The organism is Aeromonas sp. EERV15 (assembly GCF_900079845.1).
Taxonomy (GTDB): domain Bacteria; phylum Pseudomonadota; class Gammaproteobacteria; order Enterobacterales; family Aeromonadaceae; genus Aeromonas; species Aeromonas sobria.
The window spans coordinates 166,580-182,707 of the sequence record NZ_FKKY02000002.1; the positions used below are offsets into that span (position 1 = coordinate 166,580).

At 60.2% G+C, this 16,128-nt stretch carries 13 protein-coding genes and 2 tRNA genes; 8 read left to right on the top strand and 7 right to left on the bottom strand.

The window, feature by feature from the left end; all coding sequences use genetic code 11:
- Positions 1–398: 398 nt before the first annotated feature.
- The gene (gene fdhF / locus BN4575_RS02615; protein ID WP_068977021.1) at positions 399–4,562 is read left to right on the top strand and encodes a formate dehydrogenase subunit alpha; all 4,164 of its coding nucleotides are present in this window, start codon (positions 399–401) and stop codon (positions 4,560–4,562) included.
- Between the two features lie 125 nt (positions 4,563–4,687).
- Here fdhF and BN4575_RS02620 read toward each other — a convergent pair whose 3' ends face one another.
- The gene (locus tag BN4575_RS02620) at positions 4,688–5,086 is read right to left on the bottom strand and encodes an META domain-containing protein (protein WP_068977022.1); all 399 of its coding nucleotides are present in this window, start codon (positions 5,084–5,086) and stop codon (positions 4,688–4,690) included.
- Positions 5,087–5,243: 157 nt separating this feature from the next.
- Between BN4575_RS02620 and BN4575_RS02625 the strand changes: the two genes are divergently transcribed.
- Positions 5,244–5,723: a hypothetical protein gene (locus BN4575_RS02625; protein ID WP_068977023.1), complete on the top strand. Its 480-nt coding sequence runs from the start codon at positions 5,244–5,246 to the stop codon at positions 5,721–5,723.
- A gap of 3 nt (positions 5,724–5,726) precedes the next feature.
- On the opposite strand, the gene BN4575_RS02630 is transcribed toward BN4575_RS02625, so the two are convergent.
- Positions 5,727–6,206, bottom strand: a complete 480-nt coding sequence (locus BN4575_RS02630) for a putative 4-hydroxy-4-methyl-2-oxoglutarate aldolase (RefSeq protein ID WP_068977024.1) — start codon at positions 6,204–6,206, stop codon at positions 5,727–5,729.
- A gap of 42 nt (positions 6,207–6,248) precedes the next feature.
- Positions 6,249–6,656, bottom strand: coding sequence for a DUF3293 domain-containing protein (locus BN4575_RS02635; protein WP_083220982.1), 408 nt, complete (start codon positions 6,654–6,656; stop codon positions 6,249–6,251).
- A gap of 396 nt (positions 6,657–7,052) precedes the next feature.
- Here BN4575_RS02635 and arcA point away from each other — a divergent pair, with 396 nt between their 5' ends.
- Positions 7,053–7,772 (top strand): two-component system response regulator ArcA, encoded by a 720-nt coding sequence (gene arcA / locus BN4575_RS02640; protein WP_042020749.1) that lies wholly within the window; start codon positions 7,053–7,055, stop codon positions 7,770–7,772.
- A 156-nt stretch (positions 7,773–7,928) separates the two neighbouring features.
- Here the strand turns inward: arcA and BN4575_RS02645 are convergent.
- Both BN4575_RS02645 and BN4575_RS02650 read right to left on the bottom strand, forming a co-directional pair.
- Positions 7,929–8,003, bottom strand: a tRNA-Gly gene (locus BN4575_RS02645).
- Between the two features lie 17 nt (positions 8,004–8,020).
- Positions 8,021–8,094 (bottom strand) — tRNA-Gly (locus BN4575_RS02650).
- Between the two features lie 201 nt (positions 8,095–8,295).
- On the opposite strand from BN4575_RS02650, the gene cydD reads away from it, so the two are divergent.
- The 3 genes from cydD (at position 8,296) to rcsF (ending at position 12,449) form a co-directional block, all read left to right on the top strand.
- Positions 8,296–10,065, top strand: a complete 1,770-nt coding sequence (gene cydD / locus BN4575_RS02655) for a heme ABC transporter permease/ATP-binding protein CydD (protein ID WP_068977026.1) — start codon at positions 8,296–8,298, stop codon at positions 10,063–10,065.
- Positions 10,058–11,788, top strand: a complete 1,731-nt coding sequence (gene cydC, locus BN4575_RS02660) for a heme ABC transporter ATP-binding protein/permease CydC (protein WP_068977027.1) — start codon at positions 10,058–10,060, stop codon at positions 11,786–11,788. The genes cydD and cydC overlap by 8 nt, the downstream gene beginning before the upstream one ends.
- Positions 11,789–12,077: 289 nt before the next feature.
- Positions 12,078–12,449, top strand: a complete 372-nt coding sequence (rcsF, locus tag BN4575_RS02665; RefSeq protein ID WP_042020786.1) for an Rcs stress response system protein RcsF — start codon at positions 12,078–12,080, stop codon at positions 12,447–12,449.
- Between the two features lie 97 nt (positions 12,450–12,546).
- Here the strand turns inward: rcsF and BN4575_RS02670 are convergent, their stop codons facing one another.
- Positions 12,547–13,548, bottom strand: a complete 1,002-nt coding sequence (locus BN4575_RS02670) for an NAD-dependent epimerase/dehydratase family protein (protein ID WP_068977028.1) — start codon at positions 13,546–13,548, stop codon at positions 12,547–12,549.
- Positions 13,549–13,759: 211 nt separating this feature from the next.
- Here BN4575_RS02670 and tsaA point away from each other — a divergent pair, with 211 nt between their 5' ends.
- On the top strand, positions 13,760–14,464 hold the full coding sequence (tsaA, locus tag BN4575_RS02675) for a tRNA (N6-threonylcarbamoyladenosine(37)-N6)-methyltransferase TrmO (protein WP_068977029.1): 705 nt from the start codon (positions 13,760–13,762) through the stop codon (positions 14,462–14,464).
- Between the two features lie 315 nt (positions 14,465–14,779).
- Positions 14,780–15,328 (top strand): cytochrome b, encoded by a 549-nt coding sequence (locus tag BN4575_RS02680; protein ID WP_068977030.1) that lies wholly within the window; start codon positions 14,780–14,782, stop codon positions 15,326–15,328.
- Between the two features lie 87 nt (positions 15,329–15,415).
- On the opposite strand, the gene BN4575_RS02685 is transcribed toward BN4575_RS02680, so the two are convergent.
- Positions 15,416–16,096, bottom strand: coding sequence for a bactofilin family protein (locus BN4575_RS02685; RefSeq protein ID WP_068977031.1), 681 nt, complete (start codon positions 16,094–16,096; stop codon positions 15,416–15,418).
- Positions 16,097–16,128 lie beyond the last annotated feature (32 nt).

Genomic DNA, 16,128 nt, shown 5'->3' on the forward strand with positions numbered 1-16,128 from the left:
ATTGGATCCGGTCACGACCGCCGGTCATGCAGCATCGCCTGATACGGTTGCACCATCTACCATCTTCAAAAAAAGTTGAAAATACAGGCTCAACACAACCTGCTCCTTATGGAACTCTGGCCCCTGTTACAACCAGATCAAATCTGACATGCACAGTAATAAACGGCTTATCTGGTAACGAAAAACAACGAAACCTCTCATTTGTCCATCTAACTTCGGTCCTAATCACCACCCTGAAATCGTTTTCTTGTTTAGCGCAATAACCTGTCCAAAATCAAATAAAGTTGTAAATGACCTTTGCTATGGTGAGCGTATAGCAAGCGGCCTCCCTGTCGCTTCCCCTGCTGGCTCCGCCAGATGCAGCATTTTCTGCGCCTTGAAAGCGAGTTTATGACGCCATGATCACCATCACCCTCGATGGGGCTCAGTTGACGGTTGACCCGACCCAGCCCCTGCTCCAGATAGCAAAACAGCACCACATTGACATCCCCTCCCTGTGCGGTGACAACACCAGCGGCCCCAAGACGCCGTGCGATCTCTGCGTGGTGGAAATTGCCGGGCTCGGTATCCGCCGCGCCTGCGAGACGCGCCCCGAGGCAGGGATGATGATCACGACCCAAAGCGAGGCACTGAGCGCCCACCGCCAGCAGGCGCTCGGCCGCATCCTCTCGGATCACTACGCCGATTGCGAGGCTCCCTGCCAGCGCGCCTGCCCGGCCGGAGTAGACATTCAATCCTATCTGCATCACATCGCCATGGGGGATCACCAGGCAGCCATGGCCGTCATCAAGCAGACCCTGCCGATGCCTCTCTCCATCGGCCGAGTTTGCCCCGCTTTTTGTGAGGCGGAATGTCGCCGCGCGTTGGTGGATGAGCCTCTGGCCATTCGCCACCTCAAGCGCCATGCAGCAGATCTGGACCTGGCAGAGGCGGCCCCCTATCAACCGCCAAAGAAGCCTGCCAAGGGCAAGCGGGTGGCCATTATCGGCAGTGGCCCGGGCGGCCTCACCTGCGGTTACTATCTGGGTTACGAGGGGTTCGAGGTCGACCTGTTTGAGGCGATGCCCGAGGCGGGTGGCTGGCTGCGCTACGGCATCCCCGAGTACCGGCTGCCCAAGGCGATCCTCGATCAGGAGATCGACCTGATGTGCCAGAGCGGCATGCGGATCCACACCGAGCAGCGACTGGGCCACCAGATCACCCTCTCGGCGCTGTGCCGCGACTATGATGCGGTCTGTCTGGCAGTCGGCGCTTCCAAGGCGGTACCGATGGATTACCCGGGCAGCACCCTGGCCGGTTGCTATCTCGGGGTCGATTACCTCAAGGATCAGATGTTGGCCAAGCGACTCACCACCGGCAAGAGAGTCGCGGTGATCGGCGGCGGCAACACAGCCATCGACTGCGCCCGCACGGCGGTGCGGTTGGGGGCGGAAACAACCCTGATCTATCGGCGCACCCGTGCCGAGATGCCTGCCGAGGCGTACGAGATCGACGAGGCGGAGCAGGAAGGTGTGTGCTTCATGATGCTGACCAATCCGGTAGAGAACCTGCCGGATAGCCGTGGTCGCGTCTGTCAGGTACGCCTCGAGAAAATGGCCCTCGGCGAGCCAGACGCCTCCGGCCGCCGCCGCCCCGAGCCCACCGGCGAGTACCTCATTGAAGAGTTTGATACCGTGATTGCGGCTGTGTCGCAGCAGCCGGATCTGAGCTTTATGGAGGGAGAGCCTCTCACCCTCCCCTTCACCCGCTGGCAGACTTTAGAGTCCCATCCCGAGACCATGCACAGCGGCCACGGCAACCTGTTCGCCATCGGCGATCTGCGCCGCGGGCCAGCCACCGCCATCGAGGCAGTCGCCGATGGCCGCAAGGCCGCACTGGCCATCGACCAGTTCCTCCATGGCGATATGGTCGATCCGGTGCCCCCCTTCAACGCCTGCAAGGCCCCCAAACTCAAGCAGGTCGATCCCGCCCAGTTTGCCCACCTCAAGCAGGTCGCCCGCACCATCATGCCCCATCTGGCAGATGACGAGCGTGAGGGAAGCTTTGCCGAGGTGGAGCGAGGGTTGAGTGATGCCGATGCCCGCAGCGAAGCCAGCCGCTGCCTCGAGTGCGGCTGTCAGGCCAACACCGATTGCGCACTGCGCGACTACGCCACCGAGTACAAGGTCGAGCAGAGCGCTCTCGATACCCGCCAGTGCCAGAAATTTGCCGTGGATAACAGCAGCGAATTTATCGTCTTTGATGCCAACCGCTGCATCGGCTGCGGCCAGTGCGTGCAGACCTGTGGTGAACAAGCGGTGCAGGGGGTGCTGCACTTTGCCAAGAACAGCGATGGCACTTTCTCAAGCCGCCCGCAGTTCGATACCGGGCTGGCGATGGGCGACTCCCACTGCGTGCAGTGCGGCGCCTGTGTACAGGTCTGCCCCACCGGCGCCCTGGTGGATGCCCGCGACAAGTCGCAGGGGCGCACCGAACTGCTCACGCCGGTCAATACCATCTGCACCTACTGCGGGGTTGGTTGCGGCGTCACCCTCTATGTCGATGAGGCGCGCAACCGTATCCGCTATGTAGAGGGGAACCGCCAGTCGCCAGTCAATCAGGGACTGCTCTGCGTCAAGGGGCGCTTCGGCTTTGACTTTATCCAGAGCGAGGAACGCCTCACCACCCCGCTTATCCGCAAGGATGGCGAGCTGGTGCCCGCCAGCTGGCAGGAGGCCATCGCCCTGGTCGCCGAGCGTTTCACCGCCCTGCGCCAGCGCTATGGCAGCGATGCGCTGGCGGGCTTCTCTTCGGCCAAAACCACCAACGAAGAGAACTACCTGTTCCAGAAGTTCATGCGCCGGGAGCTGGGCACCAACAACGTGGATCACTGCGCGCGGCTCTGCCACGCCTCCACTGTCACCGGGCTGGAGGCATCGCTCGGCAGCGGCGCCATGACCAACGACATCCCGAGCATTGATCACTCGGATCTCATCTTCATCATCGGCTCCGACACCTCGGCAGCCCACCCCATCATCGGCTCCCATATCAAGCGTGCGGTCACCACAGGCAAGGCGTGGCTGGTGGTGGCCGATCCGAAGCGGATCGAGATAGCCGACCACGCCAGCCTCTATCTGGCTCACCGACCCGGCACCGACGTGATGCTGCTCAACGGGTTGATGCAGCAGATCATCCAGCACGGCTGGCACGACAAGGCCTACATTGCCGCACGAGTGGAAGGGTTCGAGGCGCTGCAAGCGGAGGTGCTCTCCCCGGCCTATGCACCGGACAAGGTGGCCCTCGTCACCGGCGTACCGGCCGAGCAGGTGATCGAACTCGCGCGCCTCATCGGCACCGCCGAACGCACCGCCATCTACTACTCCATGGGGATCACCCAGCACACCACCGGCCACGACAACGTGCGGGCCATCGCCAACCTGCAACTGCTGTGCGGCAACATCGGCATCGAAGGGGGCGGCATCAACCCGCTGCGGGGCCAGTCCAACGTGCAGGGAGCTTGTGACATGGGGGCACTGCCCAACTGCCTCCCCGGCTATCAGAAGGTGGCCAACCCCAAGGTGCATGCCCGCTTCGCCACCGCCTGGCAGCAGCCAAACTTGCCGCGCACACCCGGCCTCACCCTCACCGAGAGCATCGATGCCGCCTGCGCAGGCAGCCTCAAGGGGCTCTATGTAATGGGGGAGAACCCGGTGCTGAGCGATCCGGATCAGCATCACGTCATCGAGGGGCTCAAGCAGCTGGAGTTTCTGGTGGTGCAGGATATCTTCCTCTCCGAAACCGCCCAGCTGGCCGATGTGGTGCTCCCCTCCTGCTCCTTTGCCGAGAAGAGCGGCCACTTCACCAATACCGAGCGGCGGGTACAGCGCATCTCCCCCGCTCTCAAGGCGCCGGGCGAGGCGCGGGAGGATTGGTGGATCATCCAGCAGATCGCCAACGCCATGGGCGGCGACTGGCGCTATCAAAACCCGCAGGAGATCACCGCCGAGATCTGCCAGGTCACCCCGCAATACGCTGGCATCCAGTGGGACAAGGTGGGGCCGGAGGGATTACAGTGGCCCTGCAACGACGCGGCTCCCGAAGGCACTCGCCTGCTCCACAGCAAGCAGTTCACCCGTGGCAAGGGGGAGATGGTTGCCACGCCGTTCCGCTATGCTGCCGAACTGCCCGACGAGACCTATCCCATCGTGCTCACCACCGGCCGCCTGCTGGAGCAGTTCCACACCGGCACCATGACTCGCAAGACCAAGGGGCTCGACAAGCTGGCTGGCCCGAGGGTGATGATGAGCGTGGTGGATGCGCAGCGGATGGGCATCAGCAACAGCGAACAGGTGAAAGTCACCAGCCGCCGCGGCCATATCGAACTGCCCGCCTTCGTCACCAAGCGGATGCAGCCGGGTGTGGTCTTTATTCCGTTCCACTTTGCCGAAGCCCCGGCCAACCGACTCACCATCAATGCCACCGACCCCCACGCCAAAATCCCCGAGTTCAAGGTGGCGGCAGTACGGATCGATAAACTGCCCACCACCATCACCTCACCCGATGAGACGGTGGCGACAACCTGAGCAAGCTAGTGGGTTTACACAGCTAGCCCATCCGGGCAGAGCGAAAATCTGGCCATAAAAACAGAGCCACCCGACGGGTGGCTCTGAACGTATGACCAGTTAAGATCATCAAATACGGTATGCCGTTACTTGGTGGCAGGCATGGCGTTGAAGGTGAGCAGGGCAGCCTTGTTGGCATCGCTCAGGGTCAGCTGGTTACCGTTGATGGAATAGGTAGCCACCTTCTCAAGCTTTTGCAGGTACTCCATCTCTTTGTTCATATCATCGCCGATGCACATCATGCGGGTTGCCCCCATGGCACCCAGCGTCAAGACACCGTCACCCTGCTGGGTGATACCGCCAAAATAGCGGTTGCAGCCGCCCTTGCCCGCCACGTTGCCATTAGCAACTTGCAGGGTGAAGGTATCGCCGGTGGCGCCTTGCAGCTGCCAGCTGGATGCTTGCAGTTGAGCCATGCTGGAACCTGTTGCCATTGCGCAGCCTCCCAGAGCCAGCGCGGCCAGCAGAGTCAGTTTCTTGTTCATGGATTCACCTCTTAATAAATGGAGCCATCAATACGGCAGCCTGTTTATCATGGTCAGCGACCATGCCAAAGGATTTAATTGTGATCAAGCTTCACTTTACTCCCAACTGGCATGTGCCATGCTTAGGCTCAGTTCCGGACCCAGGGAGGGGAAAAGAATGGTCAAACAGCTCATCATCACACTGCTTGCATCCTGCGCCAGCATGGCCGTACAGGCCGCCGACTGGGCAGTGGTCCAGCCACAATCCAACCCGTCTCTTTATGTCAAAAGTTACTCGGGGGTGCTGCTCAACGGCCATAGCCATCGCAGCGACAGTTTTGATCTCTGGCTGGTCAATAGCGGCTATCAATATCCGGTGGTGGATGATGTGACCCTCTTTATGGAAGCGGGGCCAGCGGTGGCGGATCAAAATCGCCAATCGGGTTTCAATATGAGCTCAGGGGTACGTTACCAGCTATCACCCGAGCTCAATGTCGGCAGCCAGATCAAGCATCTCGACCTTAATCAGGGCAGCACCCTGCTGGAGCTCAACTCCAGCCTGCTGCTGACCCCAAGACTCTCCCTCACTGCCAACTATGGCATCAGTGCCTTCACCGCAGATCAAGCGTTGAGCCTCGGGGTCGGTTTCAACTTCTGATGTTCACAGCAGCGGTGTGGCGCTCACCACCACGCCGTTGCGATCCGCATAGACGTAATCCCCTTCGTGGATGGTCACCCCGGCAAAGCTGACCACGGCCCCTAACTCACCCAGCCCCCGCTTCTCGGTCTTGACCGGACAAGCCGCGAGCGCCTTGACCCCGAGTGCCAGAGTCGCCAGGGTGCCCACATCCCGCGCCGCGCCGTGGATCAGGATCCCCTCCCACCCCAGCTCCACCGCTTTAATGGCCAGTTGATCGCCAAGCAGTGCACGGCGCAGCGAGCCACCACCGTCGATCACCATCACCTTGCCCTGGCCGGGCCGGGTCACCAGTTCTCGCACCAGACTGTTATCTTCGTAACAGGAGAGAGTCACGGCGCGGCCATAGAAAATGGCCTTGCCGCCAAAATCCTGAAACACCGGGTCAGCCACTTGCAGCAGGTCGCCGTGCTGATCACAGAGGTCGGGCAAGAGATCCAGCATGATTAGATTCCTTTCAGATACATGAAGGTGTTCATTCTTTCATCAGGCAAGGTTTCTGGCAATCCAGAAGGATTCAATATTGCCCAGACAAACTGCTGATTTATCGGTCAATACCGGCACCAGCCAGAGCTGGCCATCCTCCACCCAGTAGATGGCATTCTGGCCAAAACGGGCCGCCACCTGACGGGCTTGCGGCAGGGATAGCGCCACTGCCAGCGATGACTCCTGCCAACGTTCGTCCGGGTCAGATCCCCAAAACGGACCCGCCACCGCCGCCTGTAGTTCCAACGTCAACAGACGCCACAGTGCCCGTTCCCGCCGTCGATTGCGCCGCTCACCGACCCGCTGACTGGCAGGGTTCCAGGCGGTGATAATGGCAAACGCAGGCCAGTCTGGTGTCTCAAATGGCGCGATAAAGCAGATTTTCTTGTAGTTTTCCCACAAAATCATGTCAATCACATGTTACATTCCATTACATTTTATAAGGGCGAAAATGCGGTTCAGGCCAAGTATGATGCCGCTATGCCAGGGTTTGACCTATATCAAAACAGAGTTAAAAAGTTGCTATCTGACAGCAAAGAGTGTTGTTATGCTCCTGTTAACTGATAAAATGCGGCCACTTTCGTAATGGATGACCTTTCCAGGCTCTGCTCGACCAGACTTGTCGAGAACCTATAAGTGGCACAGGGATACTTGCCGGTACCAATGCCTAATTCGCGATATTCCGACCTGACACGCATACCCAGGATGACGTAATAAATTTTCAGGATCCGTCAGGAAATCGGTTTGAAACGCCAAAGAGTGTTAAATTTAAGATAATTAACTGATAAGAATCTGGGAATACTCATGCAAACACCACACATTCTGATCGTCGAAGACGAACTGGTCACACGCAATACCCTGAAAAGCATTTTCGAAGCAGAAGGCTACGCGGTTCTTGAAGCCAATAATGGCGATGAGATGCATCAAGCTCTCACCTCCCACACCATCAATCTGGTGATCATGGACATCAACCTGCCAGGCAAGAATGGCCTGCTGCTGGCCCGTGAGCTGCGTGAAAACGACAACATCGCTCTGATGTTCCTGACCGGTCGCGACAACGAAGTGGATAAAATTCTGGGCCTGGAGATCGGCGCTGATGATTACATCACCAAGCCGTTCAACCCCCGCGAGCTGACCATCCGTGCCCGTAACCTGCTGAGCCGCACCATGAACGTGGCAGCCGGTGGCGAAGAGAAGAAGCTGGTTGAGCGTTACCTGTTCAACAGCTGGGCACTGGATATCAACAGCCGCGCACTGGTCAGCCCGACTGGCGACATGTTCAAGCTGCCGCGCTCCGAGTTCCGCGCCATGCTGCACTTCTGCGAAAACCCGGGCCAGATCCAGACCCGTGCCGAGCTGCTGAAGAAGATGACCGGCCGTGAGCTCAAGCCCCACGATCGTACTGTCGATGTGACCATCCGTCGCATTCGCAAGCACTTCGAAAGCGTCAACGACACCCCGGAGATCATCGCCACCATCCACGGCGAAGGCTACCGTTTCTGTGGTGAGCTGGAGCAGGAATAAGCTCTCGCTACGCTGTTGATCTGAAAAGGCGCCCTCGGCGCCTTTTCTGTCTCTGCGGTTTCCCTTAATACAGAGCACCGGTGATCGTTGCGTCAAACGGTGAACAAGATGAAAACAAAAAGCCCACTCGCAGGAGTGGGCTTTTTGTTTTGAAGCTGGAGCGGGCAGCGGGAATCGAACCCGCATCATCAGCTTGGAAGGCTGAGGTAATAGCCATTATACGATGCCCGCCTGGCATCTGAAATTGTTGGAGCGGGTGATGGGAATCGAACCCACGTATGCAGCTTGGGAAGCTACCGTTCTACCATTGAACTACACCCGCGTCAGGGCTCTTACTATATGCATTTTGCCGCCGAGCGCAATGCCGCATTTGCCACTTTTTTCAATAAATCAATCTGTTCGGACAAGGATTGAGCAGTCGGTTGCTTTTTCAAGCAAACATTTTCAGCACAGATAATTTACAAGGTTGCCAAGGCCAAACGGCAAGGATAGTCTTGCGCCACTCGACGCGAGGATGGTGGTAATGGATAAAAAAACGCAAAAACGTCTCTATGGCTGGTTGCGCAAGCAATCGAGTCACGGTCGCCGCTGGATCAGTCTCTCCATCGCTTTTGGCCTGGGTCAAGGCATGCTGATGGTGGCACAAGCCTGGTTGCTGGCAACCCTGCTACACCGCTTTATTATCGAGGGCTCAACTCCCGAACAATCCATCACGCTCTTTATTACCCTGCTACTGGTGACCCTTGGCAAGGCAGCGCTGGCCTATGGCCGCGAAGTGGCCAGTTTCAAGGCGGGCAGCGCGGTGCGCCAGACCATCCGCCAGCTGGTGCTCACCCGCCTTAGCCGGCTTGGCCCCGCCTATATCCAGCGCCGACCCGCCGGTAGCTGGGCCAGCCTGTTGCTGGAACAGATAGAAAACATGCAGGATTTCTTCTCCCGCTATCTGCCGCAGATGGCCATCGCCGTCTTTATTCCGGTGGTCATTCTGGTGGCAGTATTCCCGGTCAACTGGGCGGCTGGGTTGATCTTGCTCGGTACCGCACCCCTTATCCCATTTTTCATGATCCTGGTAGGGGTCGGCGCCGCCGATGCCAACCGCCGCAACTTTCAGTCGCTGGCCCGCCTCTCTGGCCACTTCCTTGATCGCCTGAAAGGGCTGCGCACCCTGCAGCTCTTTATGCGCACTCAGGCAGAAGGAGAAGCGATCCACGATGCCTCGGAAGATTTTCGCGAGCGCACCATGGAAGTGCTGCGCCTTGCATTTCTCAGTACCGCCGTGCTGGAATTTTTTGCCGCCCTCTCGGTGGCACTGGTCGCCGTCTACTTCGGCTTCTCTTATATCGATCACCTCAATTTTGGCCACTATGGCGGCAAGGTCACCCTCTTTACCGGCCTGTTCGTGCTGTTTCTCGCCCCCGAGTTCTACGCCCCGCTGCGGGAACTGGGCGCCCACTACCACGCCAAGGCACAGGCCATCGGCGCCGCCGAGCAGTTGCTGGAGTTCCTCGAAACCGAGGTGAGCGAACCCGCTGCAGGCAACACCCCGTTCCAGGCCGACAGCCCGGTCAAGGTAGAAGCCAAAGGGCTTGAGGTGCTGAGCGCCGAGGGCAAGGTACTGGTCGGCCCCATCGACTTCACCCTTGAGGCCGGTTCGCGCACCGCCCTCATCGGCGTCAGCGGCGCAGGCAAAAGCTCGCTGGTCAATGCCCTGCTTGGCTTTGCCCCCTATCGCGGCGAGCTCAAGGTGAACAGGCAGGAACTTGCCACCCTCGACATGACCCAGTGGCGATTGCAATTGGGCTGGCTCTCGCAGAACCCGCAGCTGTTCCACGCTTCCTTGCGTGACAACCTGCTGCTGGCCAAGCCAACGGCCAGTGACAGCGAGCTGGAAGATGCCCTGAAACGGGCACAGGCGTGGGAATTTGCCATGGAGAAGGGGCTCGACTATCCGGTCGGCGATCAGGCGGGCGGCCTCTCGGTCGGTCAGGCCCAGCGCCTCGCGCTGGCGCGAACCCTGCTCAAATCGACCCAACTGATGGTGCTCGACGAACCGACCGCCAGTCTTGATCGCCACTCCGAGCGCGCCATCATGACCACGCTCGAACAGGTCATCGCCAACCAGACCCTGCTTATGATCACCCACCGCCTCGACCAGCTCACCAAGATGGACAAGATCCTGGTGCTGGCGCGCGGCCAGCTGGTGGAGCAAGGCAGCTTCCAGCAATTGAGTCAGGCCGGAGGGCCTTTTGCCCACCTGCTGTCCCAACGTACCGGAGGTTCTCTCGATGACTGATCTGTTGCCATTTCTGCGCCTCTATCGCCAACACTGGCTCAGCCTCACCATTGGCTTGCTGCTGGCACTGGTAACCCTGGCCGCTGGCATGGGGCTGCTGTCGCTCTCCGGCTGGTTCCTCTCCGCCGCTGCCGTGGCGGGGATGACAGTTGCGAGCACCCATGCTTTTAACTACATGACCCCGGCTGGCGGCGTGCGTTTCTTCTCCATCATCCGCACTGCCGGTCGCTGGGGTGAGCGGGTGGTGAGCCACGATGCCACCTTCCGGGTGCTGACTCGGCTGCGGGTCTGGTTCTGGCAAAAACTCTCGCCGCTCTCCACCGGCACCCTGGCCGGTTTCCGCCAAGCGGATCTGCTCAACCGACTGGTAGCCGACATCGATGCGATGGATCACGTCTATCTGCGGCTGATCACCCCCATCGGCGCAGCCCTGCTCAGCTGTGCTGGCTTGGTCTTCTTCCTGTCGTTTTTTGATAGCCGCCTCGCCCTGACCCTCGGTGCCATTCTGCTGTTTGGCATGATCGCCCTGCCGCTAGTGTTCTACTTCCTCGGTCGTCGCCCCGGTCAGGCACTGATTGCCGAAAAATCGACCCTGCGCACCCGCATGGTGGACTATCTGGATGGTCAGGCCGAACTGCAGATGTTTGCCGCCGCCCCCAAGGCGCTGGTTGAGCTGCAACAGGCCGAACAGGCGCTGCTCGCCGCACAGGCCCGCATGGCCAAAGTGAGCGGATTGGCCAACTTCTCGGTGCAGCTGCTGAGCGGCTGGACCCTGACCCTGATGCTCTGGCTGGCCGGTCATGGGGTGGCGGGTGCTACGCCCGACCCCATTACCGCGCTGATGGTGTTTGCCACCCTGGCAAGCTTCGAGGCACTGATGCCGCTGGCGGGTGCCTTCCAGCACCTCTCCACCAGCCTCACCTCGGCTCGCCGTTTGAATGAAATTTTGCAAGAGGCCAAGGCCCCCGAATGGGGCGACGAGCAGACCCACGCCACCGGTGGCGCGCTGCAGATCAGTGACCTCTACTTCGGCTATCCCGGCAACACCCAGCCAGTGCTGCGCGGCTGCACCCTGCAACTGCAAGCGGGCCAAAAGCTGGCGCTGCTGGGTCAGACCGGTTGTGGAAAATCGACTCTAATGGGGCTGCTGACCCGGGAGTGGAGCCCGCAAGCGGGCAAGATATTGCTCGATGGCAAGCCGCTCACCGACTACAGCGAAGGGGCACTGCGCGCATCTATTTCAGTGGTTAGCCAGCGGGTACACCTGTTTGCCGATACCCTGCGCGGCAACCTCAAGCTGGCCGCACCGACCGCCACTGACGAACAGCTGGTGGCGGTACTGACCCAGGTCGGGCTGGCCAATTTGCTGGAAGATGAGGCGGGCCTCAACGCCTGGCTGGGCGACGGCGGCAGGCCGCTTTCCGGTGGCGAGCGTCGCCGCATCGGTCTTGCCCGCGCCCTGCTGCACGATGCACCGCTCTGGCTGCTCGACGAACCGACCGAAGGGCTCGACAGCAAGACCGAGCGGGAGATCATGGACCTGCTGTTCAAGCTCGGGGCGGATCGCACCCTGCTACTGATCTCCCACCGTTTGCTGGGGATGGAGCAGATGGACCGGATTGCCCTGATGGAAGAGGGGCAGATCCGCCTCTGCGCCCCTCACAAAGAGCTGCTGGCGGATGATTACTACCGCAGCCTCTATCAGCGGCTGGCTCCGGTTTGAGATATGACAGGTAGGAGGAGGGTCGCCTCTGGCTGTGCGCCCCACCACTACATGAGCGGCTGCGGATGATTACTACCCCAATCAATCTCTCTACCAACGGCTGGCTCCTGTTTGATATCAGCCTGATATCAGACTGATGGGGGTCACACCCTGACACCCGGGCGCAAAACGGGGCTGGTCGCCACAGGCGGCTGGCCCCTATAATGTCCCCCTCATTATTCAACAAGATGCCGACATGGATCGCCTGCGCCTTTCTACTGTCTTCATCGCCGACACAAGATACGAGATGATGAAACGCCTGATCCTGATGATGCCCCTGATTGCCTCCGGTTGTGCCAACTACGCCTTTAACAGCAATCTGGATAAAGAGAACTTCAGCGACTACTTCAAACCCGGTAGCGTGCGCATCTACGAACAAGATGAGCTGGCTGACCTCAACTACCTCTACCTCGGCACCATCGAGGGTGAATCCTGCCAGGCCGATGCCAACCAGCCGGTGCCCAACGCCGGTGATGCCCGCACTCTGGCCCGCCGCCGTGCAGCCGACATGGGCGGCAACGGCGTCACCATCGACAAGTGCGCCGAATTCAGCGATACCCCGGGTTGCCTGAAACAGGTGATCTGCTACGGACAGGCGCTGAAAGTGGCCGAAGAGAAGTAACAGGCCCACGGCTTTTCATAACAAAACGGGCACGCCATCGCGTGCCCGTTTTGTTATGCACTCTTTGTTACTGCGCTCTTTGTTACTTCACTCTCCGTCACGGTGAGCAGCTAGCGACCAGTAGCTGCTGGCGCAACTGCGCCTCTTGCACCATGGTCAGGCCCGTGACCACTAATCCGGCGGCAGGCTCGATGGCCAACCAGTTGGCCAGATCGACGGCGGTCTCCTCCAGTGGCCGGAAGTTCAAACCGTGGACGATGGCCGCCTCGGCACTGACCGAGCCATAACCGGCAAACTCCGCCTGTTCGCAAGGCAGCAAAGTGGGATAGCTCTGCCAGGGCTCGATTCCGGCCGCAATCAGGGTCGGCCAAGGCAGCCACTCGGGCTGGATGGGGCTGGCTGGCGGCAAGCGGGCACTCAGCCGCTCCAGCCAGTCGCTCAGGGTAATGCCGGGCTTGAGCAGGTTGAAGATGCCCCCCAGCTGCTGCTCGGCGGCGCGCAGCACAAACTCGGCGCAGTCGCGTACATCGAGATACTGCAAGCGATCCTCACCACTGCCCGGCAGCAACCAGGGCCCACCCTGCTGCACCCGCTTCACCCACCACGCCATCCGACCGGTGGGATCATGGGGGCCGCACAACACACCCGGGCGCAGGATGCAAAGCCGCTCGCCCCAGCGGGCGTGATACTGCGCCTCGCACAACACCTTGAGGGGGCCATAATCGCTGGGCATTTCCCCTGCGGGGATAGCATGCAGCGGCGCCGACTCATCCATCCCGGGCAGAGAGAAATCGCGATAGACGCTGATGGTGGAGATAAAGATCAGCCGCTCACAGCGCCCGAGCAAGGCTGCCGAGAGGCTCGCCGCCTGCTCGGGGCGATAGCAGCAGGTGTCGATGGCCAGATCCCAGCGCAACCCCGCGCCTTGCAGCGCCCCCAGATCCTTGTCTCGATCACCGGTGAATTGCACCAGATCAGGCCAATCAGGGTGCTGACGCTGACCACGATTGAACAGGGTCACTTGATGGCCCCAATTCAGCGCCAGCGCAGTGAGGTGGCGACCCAAAAAGCCGGTGCCACCGATAATCAGCAGTTTCATCCCTCTCCCTCCCCGTCGGCGCGAGTGCGCACATTTCATCCTGACATGCCAGTTGCCTCCACCCTACGCAACTTGACGGTACGGCACAGCCCCCGACTGGCCGGGATGGGACAGGGATCACGGCAGCGCAGCAGAAATGGGGTAATGAGGCAGAGCCTGCGTTTTGGGGCCGCCTGTGCTAAATTGCCGGGGTTTTCAGTCAGGATCCGCCATGAAGTTCGAAATCGACACCCTCGGGATCATCCGCTCTCCCTACAAGGAGAAGTTCGCCATCCCCCGCCAGCCCGGTCTGGTCAAATCGGCCCGCGCCCGCCTCGAGCTGCTCCCCCCTTACGATCAGCCGGATGTGCTGCGCGGCATCGAGCAGTTCTCCCATCTGTGGCTCAGCTTCGTCTTTCACCAGACCATGGCGCAGGGCTGGCACCCGACGGTGCGCCCGCCACGCCTTGGCGGCAACGAACGGGTCGGCGTCTTTGCCACCCGCTCCACCTTCCGCCCCAACCCCCTCGGCCTCTCGGTAGTCGAGTTGCACGGGGTTGGCCGCGAGCGGGGCAAGCTGTGGTTGGAGCTGGGGGCGGTGGACCTGCTCGATGGCACCCCCATCGTCGATATCAAGCCCTATATCCCCTATGCCGACAGCCTGCCACAGGCCCGTGGCGGCTTTGCCCCCGATGCCCCCACTCCGCCGCTGGCGGTGAGTTTCAGTGCCGAGGCCGAGCAGCAGCTGCAACCTTGGCTCAAGGTCCATCCCGAGCTGCGCCAGCTTGTGAGCGAAGTGCTGGCGCAAGATCCGCGCCCCGCTTACAAGAAGGGCAAGCTGGATGAGAAAGAGTACGGGGTGCGGCTGTTTGACTGCAATGTCCGTTTTCGCATCAGCGAGCCGGATTGCGTGGTGCTGGCCATCGAGCCCGCCTGAACCTTGGCGGGCCGGAAGGTCATCCGCCATCACAGATGCTATGTCACGTCGCCTATTTCACGCCTCCTTCACATCACAAGGGGCTTAATGAGCCTGTAAATTGTGTGGCATTGATCAGACTATCCACCCGGTTGCCAGTGATACCATGCAGACAGTTAGAGGGCATCTCCTCTCAGACTGATGCCAGCGGCAGGCTGCCGGTTTATGGCAAACGTGGCAGCCCGGCTGTTGCCGCCAAGGGATCTGGCCTCGCCCCGACACGTTTGAGTGCGGGGATGCCACACGGATGTGACAACACTTCGAAGGAACAAACCTATGCTGATGAACAGTGAAAAACGCTACGGCACCTTGAGTATCGGGCTGCACTGGCTGACCCTGGTGGCGATGATCGCCGTCTACGCCCTGATCGAATTTCGCGACATCTTCCCCAAGGGGGACCCTGGCCGCGACCTGATGAAGCAGTGGCACTTTATGCTGGGGCTGCTGATCTTCGCCCTGGTGCTTGTCAGGCTGGTAGTGCGCAAGATGAGCCCGACACCCCGTATCGTGCCCGAGCTCTCGCCGATGATGCACAAACTGGCAAAACTGGCTCACCTCGCCCTTTATGGCTTTATCATTCTTACTCCGCTGTTTGGCTGGCTGCTGCTGAGCGCCGCAGGCAAGCCCATTCCCTTCTTCGGGCTTGAGCTGCCGGCCCTGCTCGCCCCCAACCCGGATCTCAAGGGGCTGATCAAGGAGGTGCACGAAACCCTCGGCGATGTCGGCTATGCCCTGATCGGCCTGCACACGGTGGCCGCCCTCTATCACCACCATATTCTCAAAGACAACACCCTCACCAATATGCTGCCGCCGCGGCGCAGCTAACGAGAAACAGGAAAACGCAGAGGGGGCCATCGTGGCCCCCTCTGCGTTTTCCTGAACAACCGTCATCTGTACAGCTGGCAAAGAGCCTTACGCCTGCTTGGCCAGCTCCTCCGCCACTTTGCCTTTCGGCTCGTGCGGCAGCTTTTTCACATTGTTCTTGTTCTCCGGCTGCTTGCTCTCTGGCGATCGGTTTTCAGACAAGGCTTGCAACACGGGATCGGCCTTGCCTGCAACGGTGGGCTGGGACTGGCCGACAAAGTTGCCACCCTTGCAGATGGAGAGGCTCCCCCCCTTGAAAATCCCCTGCATCTTGCCGCTCTCCAGGATCTCCACCTCGGCAGAGGTGCACGTCCCCTCCAGCAAGCCATTGATGATCACGTGGGGAGCACTCACATCCCCCTCAACACTGCCGCCCTGCATGATGCGCAGCACACCACCGGTGAGCTGGATGGTGCCATTGACGTGACCGCGCACCTCCAGATCCCCCTCAACCTGCAACTCGCCCTTGAAGCGGGCACCCGCCGCAATCACAGTCGCCCCAACCGAAGCAGCAGCCGCACCACCATTTTTTCTTCCAAACATCCGGACTCTCTCCACCAACCACACAAGCAGAACCAGCAGCATCGGCGCCACTGGCCACAGAAAACAGGGTGACCCCAACGCGTAGAGCAGCAAGGCTCCACCCCAGCAGAGCCAGACAATATAGAGGAAGTCGCTGCGCTCACGCTGTTGCAGTCGCGCCACTAACCTCCCGGCCATCTCTCTCATCACATCAAACCTTTCGCAGCATGGCCGCTGAC